General features: G+C 71.1%; 21 protein-coding genes and 1 tRNA gene. 11 read left to right on the forward strand and 11 right to left on the reverse strand.

Features of this window, described 5'->3' with window-relative positions:
• Nucleotides 1-54: 54 nt before the first annotated feature.
• Genes ACZ6QQ_RS08375 through ACZ6QQ_RS08385 form a run of 3 tightly spaced genes read right to left on the reverse strand, consistent with a single transcriptional unit; the run spans nt 55 to nt 3,224 of the window.
• Complete coding sequence (locus tag ACZ6QQ_RS08375) at nt 55-804, reverse strand: YcnI family copper-binding membrane protein (RefSeq protein ID WP_465875201.1); 750 nt, start codon at nt 802-804, stop codon at nt 55-57.
• Nucleotides 805-816: 12 nt separating this feature from the next.
• Nucleotides 817-2,478 (reverse strand): copper resistance CopC/CopD family protein, encoded by a 1,662-nt coding sequence (locus ACZ6QQ_RS08380; protein ID WP_465875202.1) that lies wholly within the window; start codon nt 2,476-2,478, stop codon nt 817-819.
• A gap of 35 nt (nt 2,479-2,513) precedes the next feature.
• Nucleotides 2,514-3,224 (reverse strand): zf-HC2 domain-containing protein, encoded by a 711-nt coding sequence (locus ACZ6QQ_RS08385; RefSeq protein ID WP_465875203.1) that lies wholly within the window; start codon nt 3,222-3,224, stop codon nt 2,514-2,516.
• 262 nt (nt 3,225-3,486) lie between these two features.
• On the opposite strand from ACZ6QQ_RS08385, the gene ACZ6QQ_RS08390 reads away from it, so the two are divergent.
• The 4 genes from ACZ6QQ_RS08390 (at nt 3,487) to ACZ6QQ_RS08405 (ending at nt 6,673) form a co-directional block, all read left to right on the forward strand.
• Nucleotides 3,487-4,056, forward strand: a complete 570-nt coding sequence (locus ACZ6QQ_RS08390) for a sigma-70 family RNA polymerase sigma factor (protein ID WP_465875516.1) — start codon at nt 3,487-3,489, stop codon at nt 4,054-4,056.
• A gap of 112 nt (nt 4,057-4,168) precedes the next feature.
• On the forward strand, nt 4,169-4,687 hold the full coding sequence (locus tag ACZ6QQ_RS08395; RefSeq protein ID WP_465875204.1) for a MauE/DoxX family redox-associated membrane protein: 519 nt from the start codon (nt 4,169-4,171) through the stop codon (nt 4,685-4,687).
• A complete protein-coding gene (locus ACZ6QQ_RS08400; RefSeq protein WP_465875205.1) occupies nt 4,680-5,498 on the forward strand; it encodes a DsbA family protein in 819 nt (272 codons plus the stop codon). Before ACZ6QQ_RS08395 ends, ACZ6QQ_RS08400 begins: the two co-directional genes overlap by 8 nt.
• A complete protein-coding gene (locus ACZ6QQ_RS08405; RefSeq protein WP_465875206.1) occupies nt 5,495-6,673 on the forward strand; it encodes a hypothetical protein in 1,179 nt (392 codons plus the stop codon). The genes ACZ6QQ_RS08400 and ACZ6QQ_RS08405 overlap by 4 nt, the downstream gene beginning before the upstream one ends.
• On the opposite strand, the gene ACZ6QQ_RS08410 is transcribed toward ACZ6QQ_RS08405, so the two are convergent.
• The 4 genes from ACZ6QQ_RS08410 to ACZ6QQ_RS08425 are packed head-to-tail and all read right to left on the reverse strand — an operon-like array spanning nt 6,634 to nt 9,319.
• On the reverse strand, nt 6,634-7,410 hold the full coding sequence (locus ACZ6QQ_RS08410; RefSeq protein ID WP_465875517.1) for an energy-coupling factor ABC transporter ATP-binding protein: 777 nt from the start codon (nt 7,408-7,410) through the stop codon (nt 6,634-6,636). The two genes, ACZ6QQ_RS08405 and ACZ6QQ_RS08410, sit on opposite strands and share 40 nt — an antisense overlap.
• Nucleotides 7,411-7,421: 11 nt before the next feature.
• Entirely contained in the window at nt 7,422-8,192 is a 771-nt protein-coding gene (gene cbiQ, locus ACZ6QQ_RS08415) for a cobalt ECF transporter T component CbiQ (protein ID WP_465875207.1), read from the reverse strand.
• Entirely contained in the window at nt 8,193-8,606 is a 414-nt protein-coding gene (locus ACZ6QQ_RS08420; protein WP_465875208.1) for a PDGLE domain-containing protein, read from the reverse strand.
• On the reverse strand, nt 8,603-9,319 hold the full coding sequence (locus ACZ6QQ_RS08425; protein WP_465875209.1) for an energy-coupling factor ABC transporter permease: 717 nt from the start codon (nt 9,317-9,319) through the stop codon (nt 8,603-8,605). Before ACZ6QQ_RS08425 ends, ACZ6QQ_RS08420 begins: the two co-directional genes overlap by 4 nt.
• Before the next feature lie 140 nt (nt 9,320-9,459).
• Here ACZ6QQ_RS08425 and bcp point away from each other — a divergent pair, with 140 nt between their 5' ends.
• Nucleotides 9,460-9,933: a thioredoxin-dependent thiol peroxidase gene (bcp, locus tag ACZ6QQ_RS08430; protein ID WP_465875210.1), complete on the forward strand. Its 474-nt coding sequence runs from the start codon at nt 9,460-9,462 to the stop codon at nt 9,931-9,933.
• A 112-nt stretch (nt 9,934-10,045) separates the two neighbouring features.
• Nucleotides 10,046-10,129, forward strand: a tRNA-Leu gene (locus tag ACZ6QQ_RS08435).
• Nucleotides 10,130-10,208: 79 nt separating this feature from the next.
• Here the strand turns inward: ACZ6QQ_RS08435 and ACZ6QQ_RS08440 are convergent.
• Both ACZ6QQ_RS08440 and ACZ6QQ_RS08445 read right to left on the reverse strand, forming a co-directional pair.
• Nucleotides 10,209-10,532 (reverse strand): hypothetical protein, encoded by a 324-nt coding sequence (locus ACZ6QQ_RS08440; RefSeq protein WP_465875211.1) that lies wholly within the window; start codon nt 10,530-10,532, stop codon nt 10,209-10,211.
• Nucleotides 10,529-11,119, reverse strand: coding sequence for a hypothetical protein (locus ACZ6QQ_RS08445; protein ID WP_465875212.1), 591 nt, complete (start codon nt 11,117-11,119; stop codon nt 10,529-10,531). Before ACZ6QQ_RS08445 ends, ACZ6QQ_RS08440 begins: the two co-directional genes overlap by 4 nt.
• Nucleotides 11,120-11,617: 498 nt before the next feature.
• Here ACZ6QQ_RS08445 and ACZ6QQ_RS08450 point away from each other — a divergent pair, with 498 nt between their 5' ends.
• The 3 genes from ACZ6QQ_RS08450 to ACZ6QQ_RS08460 all read left to right on the forward strand — a co-directional run bounded on the left by ACZ6QQ_RS08450 (nt 11,618) and on the right by ACZ6QQ_RS08460 (nt 13,067).
• Entirely contained in the window at nt 11,618-12,400 is a 783-nt protein-coding gene (locus ACZ6QQ_RS08450; RefSeq protein ID WP_465875213.1) for a helix-turn-helix domain-containing protein, read from the forward strand.
• 16 nt (nt 12,401-12,416) lie between these two features.
• On the forward strand, nt 12,417-12,617 hold the full coding sequence (locus ACZ6QQ_RS08455) for a DUF397 domain-containing protein (RefSeq protein WP_465875214.1): 201 nt from the start codon (nt 12,417-12,419) through the stop codon (nt 12,615-12,617).
• A 252-nt stretch (nt 12,618-12,869) separates the two neighbouring features.
• Nucleotides 12,870-13,067 carry a DUF397 domain-containing protein gene (locus ACZ6QQ_RS08460; RefSeq protein ID WP_465875215.1) on the forward strand — a complete coding sequence of 66 codons (198 nt, stop codon included), beginning with the start codon at nt 12,870-12,872 and terminating at the stop codon, nt 13,065-13,067.
• A gap of 74 nt (nt 13,068-13,141) precedes the next feature.
• Here ACZ6QQ_RS08460 and ACZ6QQ_RS08465 read toward each other — a convergent pair whose 3' ends face one another.
• Together ACZ6QQ_RS08465 and ACZ6QQ_RS08470 are read right to left on the reverse strand one after the other, a co-directional pair.
• On the reverse strand, nt 13,142-13,729 hold the full coding sequence (locus ACZ6QQ_RS08465) for a TetR/AcrR family transcriptional regulator (RefSeq protein WP_465875216.1): 588 nt from the start codon (nt 13,727-13,729) through the stop codon (nt 13,142-13,144).
• Nucleotides 13,730-13,739: 10 nt separating this feature from the next.
• Nucleotides 13,740-14,735, reverse strand: a complete 996-nt coding sequence (locus ACZ6QQ_RS08470; protein ID WP_465875217.1) for an aldo/keto reductase — start codon at nt 14,733-14,735, stop codon at nt 13,740-13,742.
• Between the two features lie 153 nt (nt 14,736-14,888).
• On the opposite strand from ACZ6QQ_RS08470, the gene ACZ6QQ_RS08475 reads away from it, so the two are divergent.
• A complete protein-coding gene (locus tag ACZ6QQ_RS08475; protein ID WP_465875218.1) occupies nt 14,889-15,419 on the forward strand; it encodes a GNAT family N-acetyltransferase in 531 nt (176 codons plus the stop codon).
• A 197-nt stretch (nt 15,420-15,616) separates the two neighbouring features.
• Complete coding sequence (locus ACZ6QQ_RS08480; RefSeq protein ID WP_465875219.1) at nt 15,617-16,255, forward strand: flavin reductase family protein; 639 nt, start codon at nt 15,617-15,619, stop codon at nt 16,253-16,255.
• The last annotated feature ends 77 nt before the right edge of the window (nt 16,256-16,332 follow it).

A 16,332-nucleotide genomic window follows, 5' to 3' on the forward strand; every position in this document is an offset into this window, starting at 1 on the left:
CGCGCAAAACGCCGCTGGCCCGCCGGATCACCGGCGGGCCAGCGGATCAATGCCTCAGACGCCCGACGGGGTCCCCGGACGGCGGGTACGGGCGAACGCCAGCCCACCCAGCACCAGACCGGCCAGACCGGCCACCAGACCGGCGATGCCCAGCGCCACCCCGGCCGAGCCGCCGTCGCTGTCGTCCTCGTCGTCGGCCTGTGCGGCCGGGGCCACCGACGCGCCCGGCGTCGCCCCGGCGGCTGCCGGATCGGCCGCCTTGGCCAGCTTCAGCACCGGCGCCGGGTGCTCCGGCTCCTCGGCACCGGCCGCCACCGGCTCGTCGATCCAGCGCGAGATGTTGCCGTCCGAGTAGGTCTGGAGCACCTTGAACACCAACTGGTCGACCTCGGGCAGCGGGCCGAGCGAGACCCCGAACTCCTGGAACTGCGCCGGCTTCACCTCACCGCCCGCACTCGCGGTCCAGGTGATCTTCGACACCGCCTCGGTGATCTGGCTGCCGTGCACCTCCAGCGGCGGGTTCACCGCGCGCTTCTCCAGCGCCACCGTCCAACCCGGCACCGGAATGGTCGAGACCGACGCGACCGGCGCGTTCTCCGGCAGGTTGACCTCGATCTTCGTGGTGGAGGCGGTGTCGCTCTCGTTCGGCACCCGGAAGGCCACCCGGCCGTAGCCGCCCTGGGTCGCCTCCTTCGGGTTGACCGTGACGTGCGCGGACGCCGGCAGGGCGACGCCGAACACGCCGACGAGCGCCGCGCCGAGCACGAGAGCGGCCGCGGTCGCGGTACGCCGGGGACGGATCATGGAAGTGCCTTCCTACTTGATCGGCACGGTGGCGGTCACCGTGGCCTGGTCGATGTCGGATATTCGGACGGTGAAGCGCAGTTGCCAGTCGCCCGGGGTGGGCAGGCTGATCTCACCGGTGGCGTGGTTGTCGGTCAGCGGCAGCAACGGGATCTCGATCGGCTCGACCCCCTTGGCCGGCAGCGCGGCGGTTCCGGACCACTCGACCACCGGCTGCGGCTTGTTCTCCGGGGTGTAGGCGTACAGGTGGATGGTGTTGCTGCCGGTGCCGGCCGGGTCCACCTCCACCTCCACCGCGAGCAGGTCGCTGGTGAGCCTGGTGGAGAAGAAGCCCGATCCGGCGGCGCCGTCGTTCGCCTCGGCGGTCCGCCCCGGCGGGGTCTGGACGAGTACGGCGGAGATGGCCAGGATCAGCGCGGTCACGCCCAGCTCGGTCCAGACCGCCCGGCGCATCCGCCCCGGCCGCTCGGTGACCAGCTGCCGCTGCACCAGCCGCCGCGAGTACGCCGCCACCCCGATCACCAGGCCGAACAGGACCACCTTGGCGATGATCAGGCGGCCGTAGGTGGTGTCGATCAGGGCGCTCGGGGTGGCGACCTCGATCAGTGCCTGCACGATGCCGGCGAGCAGCAGCGCGGAGACGGCCACCGCCGCCCAGCGGGACCAGATCGGCAGGATCGCGCCGAGTTCCCGCTCGTCGGCCCGACGCAGCAGGAAGACGACCAGCATCAGCAGGCCACCGAGCCAGACCGCCATGCTGCCCACGTGCACCGCGTCGACCAGCACCGACACCGCCGGTACGGGCGACGCCGCCCCGTGCCCGGACAGCGGCCAGGTGAACAACCCGGCCACCCCGAGTACGGCCAGCAGGATCTGGTCGGCCCGACCGGCACTGCCGCCCAGCAGCGGCCGGAGCAGGATCGCGGCGGCCACCAGGATGCCGAGCCGGACCAGCAGCACGGCGCCGAACGTACTGGCCAGCACGTCGCCCAGGGCGCTGCCACTGAGCGAGAAGAGGCCGCCGCCGGTGGTGTAGGGGACCTGGAGCCAGATCCCGATCAGGGTCGCGGCGGTGACCAGGCCGAACCCGGTCCAGACCAGCCGGGCCGGGCCACGCCGGTCCAGCCGCTGCGGCCAGAGCAGGCTGAGCACCAGCACCGGGCCGACCAGCAGCACCAGCCCGGCGTAGCCGAGGTACTTGCCGACCGCCACGGCGGCGGTGATCACCGGGTCGACGCTGTCGTTCTCGGTGTCCGTCGGCGGGGTGGACGGTGCCCCGACCGAGTACGTGAAGGCGCCGGCCACCGGGTGGCTGTCGGCGGAGATCACCCGGTAGCTGACCAGGTAGGTGCCCCGGGGCCCGCCGGGATCGACCGGGACGGTGACCACGGCGCCGTCGAAGGCCGGTTCGCCCCGGTCCACCCGTGCGCCGTCCGGGCCGAGCACCCGGATCTTGTCCGGTACGTTCCGGACGCCCTCGCTGAACGTGAGCACCACCTCGGTGGGTGCGCTGGGCAGCACCGCGTCCGCGGCCGGGCTGCTGCTGACCAGCACCGCGTGGGCGCTGGCCGGGCTGGCCGGCCCGAGCAGCAGGGCGAACATCGCCAGCAGGAGGCCGGCCATCGCGCCCGCGCGCGTGACCCATGATCTTTGTGCGGCAGTCATGCGAGACATGCTCGCCCAGAAACCCACCACGGCGCGACCTCGGATCACCCGCGTCCCGCCACCACCGCCGCCGCGCGCAGCGGCGGATCGGTCCGCCGGCTGACCCGGCCGAGTGCCCAGAGCAGTCCGGCCTGCACCACGGTGGCGAGGTGCCCGATCTCGTGCACCACGGCCGTGGTCGAGTTCACGATGTCGACCGCGCTGGTGCCGGCCAGGCAGACCGCGAGGACGAAGGCGACCGGCACGAACGCCTGCGCCCGCTCCGGCCGGTACGCGGCGAGCGCGAAGCCGACCGCGAGGGCCACGTCGAACGAGGCCATCTCCCGGCTGGTGTGCAGGTCGACCTCGACGCCGAAGCCGGCGAGCAGAATCGGCAGGGCGATGGCGAACTGGGCGACGGCGGCCACCGCGACCGCGACCCGCAGGATCTGGCGCCGGCCGTACGCGGCCGAGGCGCGGCGGCGGGCGGCTGCCGTGACAACCGGGTCGGCGGCCACCGCCGCGAGTACGGTGGCGGTCAGGTCGGGCACCTCGACCGCCTGCGCCCGGCTCATGACCCGGCCGAGTTCCTCCGCCCGGACCAGCCAGAGCTGGCAGCCGGGGCAGGTCACGGTGTGCGCGTCGAGCGCCTCCATCGGCGCGCGCGGGTCTTCCCCGTCCAGCCGCGCGGACAGCGCGACCCGTACCTCGTCGCAGGTCATGGGGAAGTAGTCGATGTCCGGTGCGGGAAAGTTCCCGGTCGTGTGCAACCGCACCCAAGCGGGCCAAGGCCGCCCCCGCACTCCGGCCGCGCGCGTAACCTCGGATGTCGTGATCCCCGTCCCGCGCGAGTCCGCCCAGGTCAGCGCCACCGTCGAGCCAGCCGCACCGATCCGGTCGCGGGCAGCGGTGGTCGCGGCGGCGGCCCCTGCGATGACGGTCGTCACGCAGACGGCGCCGCCGGAGACGGCCTTCACCGAGACGGCGCCGCCGATGACGACCGGCCCGGAGACGGCGCCGCCGGTGAGGGCGCGGCCGATGACGGCCGGTCCGGAGACGGCGGTGGACCGGACGCGGGCGCTGGACGACGCGACCCACTGGGCGTTGCGCGCCCGCGACGGCGACCCGGCGGCGCAGGCGGCCTTCGTCCGGGCCACCCAGGCCGAGGTGTGGCGGTTCACCGCCGCCCTGGTCGACCGGGACAGTGCCGACGACCTGCTCCAGGACACGTACCTGCGCGCGTTCCGGGCGCTGCCGGCGTTCGAGGGGCGGTCGAGTGCGCGTACGTGGTTGCTCGGGATCGCCCGGCGGGCCTGCGCCGACCATCTCCGTACGGTGATCCGGCGGCGCCGGCTCGACGAGCGGTTGACCGGGCAGGCGTACACCGACCACCCGTACCCGGACCCGGCCGGGCAGTTCGGCGCGAACGACCTGCTCCGGCGGCTGCCGGCCGAGCGGCGCGGGGCGTTCGTCCTCACCCAGTTGCTCGGGCTGTCGTACGCGGAGGCGGCGGACGTGGAGGGGGTGCCGGTCGGCACCATCCGGTCGCGGGTCGCGCGGGCGCGGGCGGAACTGGTCGAGGCGGTCGGCGATGCGCTGGGCAGCTGAGCCACCCGAGCCCGGACACGGGCCGAAAACGCCTGGCTGGGAGGTTCCTGGGGTCTGCTGGGACTTGTCTGGGAAGCGGAACCCGTCGAACCGGGCCCGCGACTAAGGAGCCATGACCTTGGTGACATCGGCACGAGCACGCTGGGATCCGGTCCAGCCGTGGCTCGGTTTCGCCGTACGGCTCGGGCTGGCCGCGGTGTGGTTCTGGGCCGGCAGCACGAAAGTCGGTGACCTGGCCGCCGCCGGGCGGGCCGTCAACGCATACCAGATCTTCTCCTTCGACGTGTCCAGGGTGATCGGGGCGGCGCAGCCGTTCGTCGAGATCGCCCTCGGCGTACTCCTGCTCCTCGGGTTGGCGACCCGACTGGCCGCCGGCGTCTCCGCGTTGCTGCTGGTGCTCTTCATCGCCGGGATCGCCTCGGCCTGGGCCCGTGGCCTGGCGATCGACTGCGGCTGCTTCAGCGAGGGCGGGCCGCTGGCCGTCGGACAGACCCCGAGCTACCTGCCCGAGATCCTCCGCGACATCGGGTTCCTGATCATGGCGGCGTTCCTGCTGCGCTGGCCGCGCAGCCCATTGTCGATCGACCGGTGGATGGCCGGCGGGCAGCGTCTGGAGGACGAGGATGAGTAGCCCACGGGGGTCGGGTCGCGCGCGTGGCGGTCCGGGACGAAGGCCGGAGCGGGCCCAGCAGGGGCCGCAGAAGTCACCGCAGGGGCCGCAGAAGTCGCAGAAGGCGGCGCAGAAGAAGAGTTCGGCCCGGGTGGTCCGGGAGCAGTTGGCCCGCGAGCGCCGCCGCCGACGCACCCTCTGGACGTCGCTGATCGCGGTCGCGGTGCTGCTGATCGCCGGGCTGATCGGCTGGAGCGTCTTCGCCAGCCAGCCGTCGACCAGCGACTTCACCGCGCCGGCCGGGGCGACCGCCGACGGCAACGCGATAGCGGTCGGCACCGGCCCGGTCACCGTCGACATCTACGAGGACTTCATCTGCCCGTTCTGCGGCCAGTTCGAGAAGTCCACCGGCGCCACCCTGGACCAGATGATCAGCGAGAACAAGGTGAAGGTCCAGTTCCACCCGGTCGCGTACCTTGACCGGGCCTCCTCGACCAACTACTCGACCCGGTCGTCCGCCGCCTCCGGCTGCGCGGCCGACGAGGGCAAATACCGGGAGTACGCCGAGGCGCTGTTCAACCGGCAGCCGGCCGAGGGCAGCGCCGGACTGAGCGACGACGAGCTGATCAGCATCGGCACCGGGGTCGGGCTGGACGGGGGCAGGTTCGGCTCCTGCGTACGCGCCGGTACGTTCAAGCCGTGGACCGCGCATGTGACCGAGGCGGCGAGCCGGGCGAACATCAACAGCACGCCGACCGTACTCGTCAACGGCAAGGGCGTGAACCCGAACACCGCCGACCTCACCGCGGCCGTGGCAGCGGCCACGAAGTGATCCGTCGACTGCTCACCGCGTGCGCCGCCGGCCTGCTCGGCGCGCTCGCGGTGGGCACCCCGGCGCTCGCCCACGGGGCCGACGCGCCCGACGGCACCGACTACCGGACCGAGGTCGGCGCGCTCACCCCGGCCCTGCCCGGCCTCACCGTACGGGCGATCGAGGCGGGTGCCCGGCTGGAGCTGACCAACCGGACCGGCCGGACGATCGAGGTGCTCGGTTACGCCGGTGAGCCGTACCTGGAGGTACGCCCGGACGGGGTGTACGAGAACCTGAACTCCCCGGCGACGTACCTGAACGAGACCCTGGACGGCGACACCGCACCGCCGGCCGGCACCGATCCGACCCTGCCGCCGTCCTGGCGACGGGTCGGCACCGAGCCGGTGGCCCGCTGGCACGACCGGCGTACCCACTGGACCGAGGAGAGCCCACCGGAGCAGGTACGGGCCGACCCGGACCGGACGCACCGGATCCGGGACTGGACGGTGCCGCTGCGCGACGGCGTCAGTCCGATCGAGGTGCGCGGCACCCTGGACTGGTTGCCGCCGCCGAGCCCCGGTTCTTGGTGGCTGGCGAGCCTGGTCGGGGCGCTCGGTCTCGGCGCGCTCGGCCTGCTCTCCGTTGCCACGCGTACCGGCCGGACGGTGACGGTGGTGCTGGCCGGGGGCTTCGCCCTGGCCGGGGCGGGCGCGGTCGCCTTCGCGGTGGCCCGTGAACTGGACGCCGGGGCGGACGGCTTCGGCGGGGTGGCGCAGGGACTGCTCGCCGGGCAGATCTGGCCGCTGCTCACCGGGCTGGGCGCGCTCGGCGCCGGGGCGTACGCGCTGGCCCGGCGCCCGGCCGCCGATTTCGCCCTGGCCCTGTCCGGGGCGTGCCTGGCGCTGTTCGCCGGGGTGGCGAACGCGGCGGTCTTCGGCCGGTCGGTGGCCCCGGTGCCGTGGCCGGCGTCGTCGGCGCGGCTGCTGGTCGCGGCCGTGATCGTGATCGGCCTCGGTGGGACGCTCGCCGGTGTGCTGCGGCTGCGCGCGGTGGCGAGCGAAGCCACCGCCGGTCTTCCCGCCACCGGTCTTCCCGCCACCGGTGACGGACCCGGCGGACGCCGCTCGTGGCGACTGCCCGACGACGGGCCGGAGGATCAGCGTCGGGCGGCCGCCACCACCGGGTCGAATCCGTAGGGCAGTTCGAGCCGGTGCCGGGCCAGCAGGTCGGCGTCGGCGAGCAGCTCGGCCGTGCCGCCGTCGGCCACGATCCGGCCACCGTCGAGGATGACCGCCCGGTCGCAGAGCTCCAGCGCGTACGGCAGGTCGTGGGTGACCATCAGCAGGGTCACCGGCAGTCCGCGCAGGATCTCGGCCAGTTCCCGGCGGGCGGCCGGGTCGAGGTTCGACGACGGCTCGTCGAGCACCAGGATCTCCGGGTGCATGGCGAGCACGGTGGCGACCGCCACCCGGCGGCGCTGGCCAAACGACAGGTGGTGCGGCGCCCGGTCCCGGTGCTCACCCATCCCGACCGCTGCCAACGCCTCGTCCACCCGGGCGGCCAGTTCGGCGCCGCGCAGCCCGAGGTTGGCCGGGCCGAACGCCACGTCCTCCGCGACGGTCGGCAGGAAGAGCTGGTCGTCGGGGTCCTGGAAGACGATGCCGACCCGACGCCGGATCTCGCCCAGGGTGGCCCGGTCCCGGTTCACGGCAAGCCCGCCGACGGTGACCGTGCCCGCCGCGGCGGCGAGGATCCCGTTGAGGTGCAGCACCAGCGTGGTCTTGCCGGCCCCGTTCGGCCCGAGCAGGGCCACCCGCTCCCCCTTCGGCACGGTCAGGTCGACCCCGTGCAGGGCGACGTGACCGTCGGGGTAGGCGTAGCGCACGTCGCGTACGTCCAGCGAGGGGGCGGTTTCTTCCACGGCACCGATCATGACAGCACCGGTCATGACAGCATCAGCGCGGTGACGGCGATGCCGGCGGCGGCGAGCGGGACGGTCGCCCCGGCGACCCATCCGCCGGCGGTCGCGGCCCCGGCGGACTGCCACACGGCCGGCATCCGACCGTCGTAGCCCCGGGCCAGCATCGCCAGGTAGACCCGCTCGCCGCGCTCGAACGCGCGCAGGAACAGCGCGCCGATGCCGGCGGCGAAGCCGCGCAGCTGCCAGAGGAAACGCGGGTCGTCGCCCCGGCTGAGCCGGGCGACCCGCATCCGCCGGGCCTCACCGGCGAGCACGTCGAGGTAGCGCAGCATGAAGGTGGCGATCTGGGTCAGGACCTGCGGGCAGCGCAGCCGGTCCAGGCCGAGGATCAGATCCCGTACGGTGGTGGTCCCGGCCAGCAGCAGCGAGGCGAGGACGCCGAGGGTGCCCTTGGCGAGGATGTTCCAGCCGCCGTACAGCCCGTCGACGGAGAGACTCAGGCCGAGCCAGTTCACCCGTTCGCCGTGACCGAGGAACGGCAGGACGAAGGCGAAGAGCACGAACGGCAGCTCGATCAGCGACCGTTTGAGCAGCCAGCCGGCGCCGATCCGGGCCAGCGCCGCCACCACGACCACCAGTACGGCGTACCCGCCGTACGCCCAGAACGCCTCCCTGGGGGTGGCGACCACGGCGATGCTGAAGGCCACCATCGCCGTGATCTTCACCTCGGGGGCCAGCCGGTGCACGGGCGATGTGCCGTCCCGGTAGAGCACGTGCGCGTGCCCGGCGCCCATCTACTTCACCGTTTCCGCGCCGGCAGCCGGCGTACCGCTCAGGGCCCTGTCCTCGGCGGCGGGGGCGGATGATCCGCCGGTGCCCCGGCGGCGGGTCAGCCAGAACAGGCCGCCGCCGACCGCGAACGTGATCAGCACCCCGGCCACCCCGGACAACCCGGTGGACAGGTACGCGTTCTCCACGCCCTTCACCCCGTAGTCGGCCAGCGGGCTGTCGGCCAGTTCGTGGTCCTTGGTCTGCTGCGCCGGGCAGGTCCCGCCGGTGATGTTGTCGTCGGCGTCGAAGGTGCAGCCCTCCCGCAGCGAGGAGTCCAGCCCGTCCGGGTGGGACGAGGCGAAGTTGCTCACCACCCCGGCGAGCAGCAGGGCGACCAGCAGGCCGCCGACGAGGAAGGCCCAGTTCCGCTGCTTCATCGCGCACCTCCGGCGATCGGGTCGGCCAGCGCCGGTACGGGTCGCAGGCCGCGCAGGGCGTAGACGAGGTCGGGTCGTACCTTGGCGACGGTGACCACGGTGGTGGCGGTGATCAGCCCCTCGCCGATGCCGATCAGCAGGTGGGCGCCGGCCATCGTGGCGGCCAGCCCGCCGAGCGAGTCGCCGAGGTCGGTGGTGCCGCCGAGCCAGTACTGGAGGATGAAGCCCTGCGAGGCGACCACGACGCTGACCAGGGCGGCGACGAATCCGGTCACCGCCAGCCCGGCCGGCGTACGCGGCAGGACCCGGAGCAGCAGCCCGATCAGCAGGTAGCCGGCGGCCGTACCGATGATCGCCATGTTGGTGATGTTCAGCCCGATCATCGCCACCCCGCCGTCGCTGAACACGAGCGCCTGGACGACCAAGACCACCGACACGCAGAGCGCGCCGACCCACGGGCCGACCAGGATCGCGGCGAGCGCGCCGCCGAGCAGGTGTCCGCTGACCCCGGCGGTGAAGATGGGAAAGTTCAGCATCTGGACGGCGAAGATGAACGCGGCCACCAGGCCCGCCATCGGCGCCAGCCGGTCGTCGAGGTCGCGCCGGGCGCGGATCACGCAGAACGTGAGCACCACCAGCGCGAACGCCGCGAAGATCGCGGCCACGGGACCGTCGATGATCCCGTTCGAGATGTGCATGGCGATCGACTGCACTCATTCCTCCCCAACCGCCGGGAGGGGGTCCACAGCGGGAACTCAGCGTATTTGCCCAGGCACCCTTATTGCCATCATCTTGCAACAACCAGGGAGACCGATCAAGATCGTGCCTGCTGAGCGGGGTAATGTCACGCCCCATGACGGGTTCTCGCCTCGCGCCGGGCGATTTGGCGCCAGAATTCACGCTGCCGACCGACGACGGCAAGACACTCGCCCTCAAGGAGCTACGCGGCCGGAAGGTCGTGCTCTACGCGTACCCGGCCGCGATGACGCCCGGCTGCACCAAGCAGGCCTGCGACTTCCGCGACTCGCTCGCCTCGTTGCAGGCCGCCGGCTACGAGGTGGTCGGCATCTCCCCCGACCAGCCGGCGAAGCTGGCCAAGTTCCGCGAGCGGGACGCGATCACCTTCCCGCTGGTCTCCGACGCGGACAAGGAGGTGCTGACCGCGTACGGCGCCTACGGCGAGAAGCAGCTCTACGGCAAGACCGTCACCGGCGTGATCCGCTCCACCTTCGTGATCGACGCCGACGGGCGGATCGAACGGGCCCTCTACAACGTGAAGGCGACCGGTCACGTCGCCAAGCTCCGCCGCGACCTCGGCCTGGACTGACGCCCCTCGCCACTCGGACCGTCGCCCTCCCGCGACGGTCCGGACGGCCGATCCCGGTACGCCGGACGTACGTGCGTGCGACTGCCCCGGAGGCTCTAGACTCGTACCGCCAGCGGGAGTGGTGTAATGGCAGCCACGCAGGATTTAGGTTCCTGTGCCTTCGGGCGTGGGGGTTCGAGTCCCCCCTCCCGCACCAGAACGTCCCAGCGCTCGGGTAGCTGAGCCGGGACGTTTTGTATTGCCCGTCATACCAGCCACAGCCGTTCCATTCCCCGTCAGATGGCGCGGCGGCGCTTGTTTCTCTCCCTTGCCTCGTGCGCGACCAGCCAGCCGATGATGTGCCGGTGGAGAACGTAGGGCTCCGGCTTTCCTCCGGCTTCCACCACTACCCTGTCGATCTCGGTCAGGGCCGTGACGAGCTGGGCGGAGAGGTACTGGTACAGGTCGAGCCGTCGTCGAGGTAGGTAGGCGCCCAGCAGGTTGAGCCTGGCATCCGGACAGGGCCAGGGACAGGCGTCGATCCGGCAGATCCAGAATGGCCGGAGCGGCGTGTGCTCGGCCAGTTCGGGGACGACGAAGTCGTCGTGAGCGCCACTCATAGCGGTGGGTACTCCTGCTCCATGAAGTGAGGCGTGACCAGGTTCAGCCGGAGGAACCTGCCGGGCAGGGTCCGGTAGTGGACCGCGATGGATACTTCCTCGCCGTCGCCCTGGTCCAGGATCTCGATTCCAGACAGCGGCACCCATCTCGCGACGCACACGTCGATGCGGTCCGGGAGGCTGGTTACCCGGAGGACGAGCTTGCCCCTGCCGGGCTGGAGCCGGTCCTGGCCTTTCCTGCGGTAGTCGGAGGGTCGAAGGGTGAGGACGTCGCCCACCCGCAGAGTCGTCATCGTCGTCCGTTCCTTCCCGACCGGTAACGGCAGCGCCCCGGTGACCCCGAACAGGACCTGACTCTCATCGGCGTACCTCTGGTTGGTTTTGCCGACCACCTGGACTCGCCAAATCCGATTCCTGCTGGCGGTGCCGCGTGTGTTGATTTCGTACCCGTAGAGCCAGAGCCGGCCCGGCTGAGTTGCCTCGGCGCGGATGACCCGAAGAAAAATCTGGCCGTCACCGTCGAAGTCCGGGTTGGCCTCGCCGCTGATGAGCAGGGCATCGCCCGGCTTGGGGTCAGTGCCGGCCACGAGTGGCCTTGTAGGCGGAGCTGCTTGTTGTCTGGCCGCAGGTGGGGCACCACCGGCTCTTGACCCGGAAGCTGAACAGCCCCGCCAAGAACCCCAGAAGCGCACATCCGACGGCGGCACCGATGATCGCCACGCTGACCTCCTTTTCAAGGGGGGCTCCGGCGGCCGGTTGCCGCCAGCTGAGGCCGGAGCCCCCACCTGGGAGCGGCCAACACCTCATGTCTGAGCGGTTGAACACGAGGTCATGACCCATGCCTCATCTCCGATCGGATGTGACATGCTGTGCCCATCGTGCTACTGCATATCGGATTATGCAAGGTATGCATCTGACTGATCATCACTCGCCCACCCTGCCTTGTCGTGGTACTTGCACGGCAGGGACACTCTCAATACGGACGGAGCGAAGGGATCATGGACTTGTCGGCTCGGAGACAACCGCCCACCGTGCGCCTGCGACGGCTCGCTGCCGAACTCCGCACAATGCGCACCGCTTCGGCCATGACGCGCGAAGAAGTGAGCGAGCAGACCGGGATCAACTCGGCCACCCTCTACCGCATCGAGACGGCCAGGGTTCGGCCGCAGCGGAGGACGCTCGTCGCGCTCCTCGATAAGTACGGCGTCACGGATGAAGACACCCGTAACGAGCTGATCGACCTGTCGAAGCAGGCCGCGCAGCTCGGTTGGTTGCAGGCGTTTGAGTCGGAGCTGCCGGATGAGTACACGGCCTACATCAGCTTCGAGGCCGAAGCATGCGGCGTGCGCAACTACGAGTGCTTGTTCGTTCCGGGGTTGTTACAGGTAGAGAGCTATGCCCGCGCCGTCATCGCCGGAGCAGTTCCGATCGCTGACGAGGGGTACGTCGAACGGCGGGTTGAAGCGCGGCTCAAGCGCCAGGCCTCGCTTCAGAAGGACGGCCCGCTGAACCTGTGGGCGATCATGGACGAAGCGGTGCTTCACCGGCTGGTAGGCGGCACGAAAGTCATGGTCGAGCAGCTGACTGCCCTGGCCAATGCCTCGAAACAGCCGCACATCGTTGTGCAGGTCGTCCCGTTCGGCGTCGGCGCTCACCCGGGCATGCCGGGCTCGTTCGCCATCATGGATTTCCCAGAGGCCGCCGACCCCGACTTGGTTTACATCGACAGCATGGCCGGCGAGCTGTTCCTGGAGCGTGACGCGGACGTCCGGCGCTTCGCGGTGATCTTCGAGCACCTACGCGCCGCCGCACTGAATCCCGTGGATTCCGCTCGACTGATCCGCGAGGTAGCCAACAAGATGAAGTAGGCAAGGAGGAACTGATATGGGATCTATCCCCACTCACGCAGCTTGGCGGAAGTCGAGCAGATCATCATCCAACGGGCAGTGCACCGAGGTGCGCGACCGCAGCGTTGCCATCGACGTGCGCGACTCGAAAGATCCAAGCGGCCCGATGCTGACCTTCGGCCCAACCGCCTGGGCCGCCTTCACCGAAAGCATCAAGGACGGCGTGATCACCCCGTAAGATCATCCCATCCGGACTCATCCATCAGCGGCTCCCTGTCGATCTTGATAGGGGGCCGCTGTCCCTGCGTTCGCGGAGATCCAGGGGCACCAGAGACCCTACCGAGGCGTCGATCCGGCAGATCCGAAATGGCGCGCGTTACCCTTGCCTACGCCCACCTGCAAAGCGCCGCGCTCAGCGCGAGCAAGTCGCGCGACCTGATCGCGGCCATCGCCAGCGAGCTGGCGTAGAGAGAGTAAGGAGGCGGGGGCAGTGGACCTGTCTCGCGCCGTGTGGCACAAGAGCACACGCAGCGATAGCAACAGCCAGTGCGTCGAGGTGGCCGACAACCTCGACGGCGTCGTTGCGCTACGCGACAGCAAAGACCCGACCGGCCCCGTGCTCGCGTTCCAGCCGAATGCCTGGAGCGCGTTCGTCAGTGGCGTCAAGGGGGAAACGATCGCGGGGTAACCCGCTCGTCCCGCCCACACCGACAGCTCCCCAGCCTGCCAGCGGGGAGCTGTCGTGCATCAACCGCCCGGCACTCAGGTCCGCGTACGCAGCCCGTCGAGGAGCAGGTCGCAGACCGCTTCCAGCGCCTCGGCGATACCCGGCTCGCCCCACTCGCCCGCGTGTGCGGGATGGTGCCAACGGGCGGTCGCCGCCAGCACCGCCCGCGCCGTACGGTCCACGTCGGTCACGGTGAAGTCGCCGTCGGCCACCCCGTCACCGATGATCACGGCGAGCTGCCGGACCAGGTCCTCCACGTGTGCGGCCACCACCGTCGAAGCCTCGCCGACCAGCACCATGTAGGTGGCGAACAGCTCCGGGTCGTCCAGGGCCTTGCTCCGCTTCTCGGCGGCGAGCGTGGTGAGCCAGGCGCGCAGCCGCTGCGGGGCGGGCAGATCGGCGGTGGTCAGCGCGGGCAGCGGCGCGTGCGCCCGGTCCAGCCAGCGCTCGGCAACCGCCTCGCGCAGCGCCGTCTTGCTGGCGAAGTGCCGGTAGACGCTGCCGTGGCTGACGCCGAGGACCCGGGCGACGTCGACCACGGTCGTCTTGGCGGGGCCGAAGCGGCGGAGGACGTCCTCCGCCGCTTCGAGGATCTGCCCGGAGGTCAGAGTGGTGTCGGCCATGGGCACCATCTCACCGTTCGCTGTCGAGGTGGGCCATGTCGGGGGTGCCGTACCGGGTTCCGGCGGCCGAGTCGGCCGGCACCGCCCGCTCGATCGCGGCCAGGTCGTCCGGGGTCAGCTTCAGCTCCAGCGCGCCGAGCGCCTCGGTCAGCCGGTCCCGCTGGCGGGCGCCGACCAGCGGCACGATGTCCTGGCCCTGGGCCAGCACCCAGGCGATGGCGACCTGGGCGACGGTGGCACCGCGCGCGTCGGCGATCTGCCGCAGCGACTCGACCAGGCGCAGGTTGGCGGCCAGGTTGTCGCCGCTGAACCGGGGTACGGAGTGGCGGAAGTCGCCGGGGACGAGTTGCCGGTCGGCGGTCCACCGCCCGCTGAGCAGGCCACGGGAGAGCACGCCGTACGCGGTGACGCCGATGCCGAGCTCGCGTACGGTCGGCAGGATCCGCTCCTCGATCCCCCGCGAGATCAGCGAGTATTCGATCTGGAGGTCGCTGATCGGGTGCACCGCGTGGGCCCGGCGGATGGTGTCGGCGCCGACCTCGGAGAGTCCGATGTGGCGTACGTGACCCTTCTCGACCTGCTCGGCGATCGCGCCGATGGTCTCCTCGATCGGCACCTTCGGGTCGACCCGGGCGAGCCGGTAGGTGTCGATGTGGTCGGTGCCCAGCCGCCGCAGCGAGTACGCGAGGAAGTTGCGGATCGCCTCGGGGCGCCCGTCGACACCCCGCCAGCCGAGGTCGGGGTCGCGCAGTGCGCCGAACTTGACGCTGATGGCTACCTGGTCGCGGTCACGGTCGCGCAGTGCCCGACCGATCAGCAGCTCGTTGTGGCCCATGCCGTAGAAGTCGCCGGTGTCGAGCAGCGAGATTCCGGCGTCGAGGGCGGCGTGGATGGTGGCGACGCTCTCCGTCTCGTCGGCCGGGCCGTAGAGGTCGGACATGCCCATGGTGCCGAGGCCGAGCGCGGAGACCGCCGGGCCGTTCGTGCCGAGTTGTCGGTTTTCCATGATCGCTTCTTCTCCTCGTCGAGGGGTCACTCGGTTCGAAGTCAAGTATGTAACGACAGCTGACAGATTTCAAATTCTGTCAGCCAACAGCACCTGTAACCGCCGTCACCATGGCCGAACGCCGGCCGGGCACACCGGAGCGAACCGGCGAGGATGGCCGGCGTGACCCTCCGCTTCGTGCTCGACCCCGAGCTGACCGCACCGCTCCGGCAACAGCTCGTCTCGCTCTGGACGGAGGTGACCAACGCCGGAGGTGCCGTCGGTTTCGTCGCCCCGGTCACCGAGGAGCAGGTACGGCAGGTGGCGGACGCCGCCTTCGCCGGGATCGAGACCGGACCGGACCGACTGCTGGTCGGCTACGCGGACGACGACCTACCGGCCGCCTTCCTGATCTTCACGGGCAACCGGTTCGTGCTGGAGGACCACTGGTGCGTACTCAAGCGGGTGATGGTCCACCCCGACCGGCAGGGCTCCGGCTACGGCGCGGCACTGCTGGCCGAAGCCGAGCGGATCGGCCGCAAGCTGGGCTTGGAGGCACTGCACGTGACCGTCCGGGGCGGCCTGGACCTGGAACGGTTCTACCAGCGGTGCGGCTACCGCGAGGTGGGCCGGCTGCCCGGCGCGCTGCGACTCGCCCCCGGCGACGACCGGGACGAGATCCTGATGTGGCTGCCGCTGCGCTGACGCGCACCGCAGCCGGTGTCGGCCCCGCCGGGCCCGCCTCCCCGACCACAGCCGGCCGGGCAGCGCCGATCCCGACTGTGACCTGGCCGAACGCGGCGTCCGATCACCGCCAGCACTCGGTGCCGCGCTGACGCAGGGTGGGAGCACGGCCCGCGTACGACCCCGCGGGTCGGTGAACTCCCGCGAAAGGCAACAGGATGCACGTCGTACCCGGGCTCAAGGTGCTCTACTTCGGCACTCCGGTGGTGCTGATCGGCTCGCGCAACCCCGACGGAAGCGCGAACCTCGCACCGATGTCGTCGGCCTGGTGGCTCAACCAGTCGTGCCTGCTCGGACTCGGCAACAGCGGCCAGACCACCGCCAACCTGCTGCGCGAGCGCGAGTGTGTGCTCAACCTCCCGTCGTCGTCGATGGTGGACGCGGTCGACCGGATCGCGCTCACCACCGGCCGGCCTGACGTGCCGGAGCACAAGCTGGCCCAGGGCTACCGGTACGAGCCGGACAAGTTCTCCCTCGCCGGCCTGACCGAACAGCCGGCGGACCTGGTCCGGGCGCCCCGCGTCGCGCAGTGCCCGATCCAGCTCGAATGCCGGGTCGTCGCGGCCCACCCGATCGGCGGCCCCGAGGGCGGCTGCACCGCGTTCGAGGTCGAGGTGCTGCGCACCCACGTCGAGCAGAGCCTGGTCATCCCCGGTACGCACCATGTGGACCCGATCGGCTGGGATCCGCTGATCATGAAGTTCTGCGAGTTCTTCGGCGGCGGCGAGAACGTGCACCCGTCCCGGCTCGCCGACGGCTGGAACATGCCGCACCGGCTCGCCCCCACCAACGGCTGACCGGGCCGGGGAGGGCACCGGGAAGGGGACAGTCGGCATCAGTCATGGCAAAAGAGTTGCAAAGCGGTACTACGGTC

It is taken from the genome of Micromonospora sp. NPDC049529 (genome assembly GCF_055586685.1).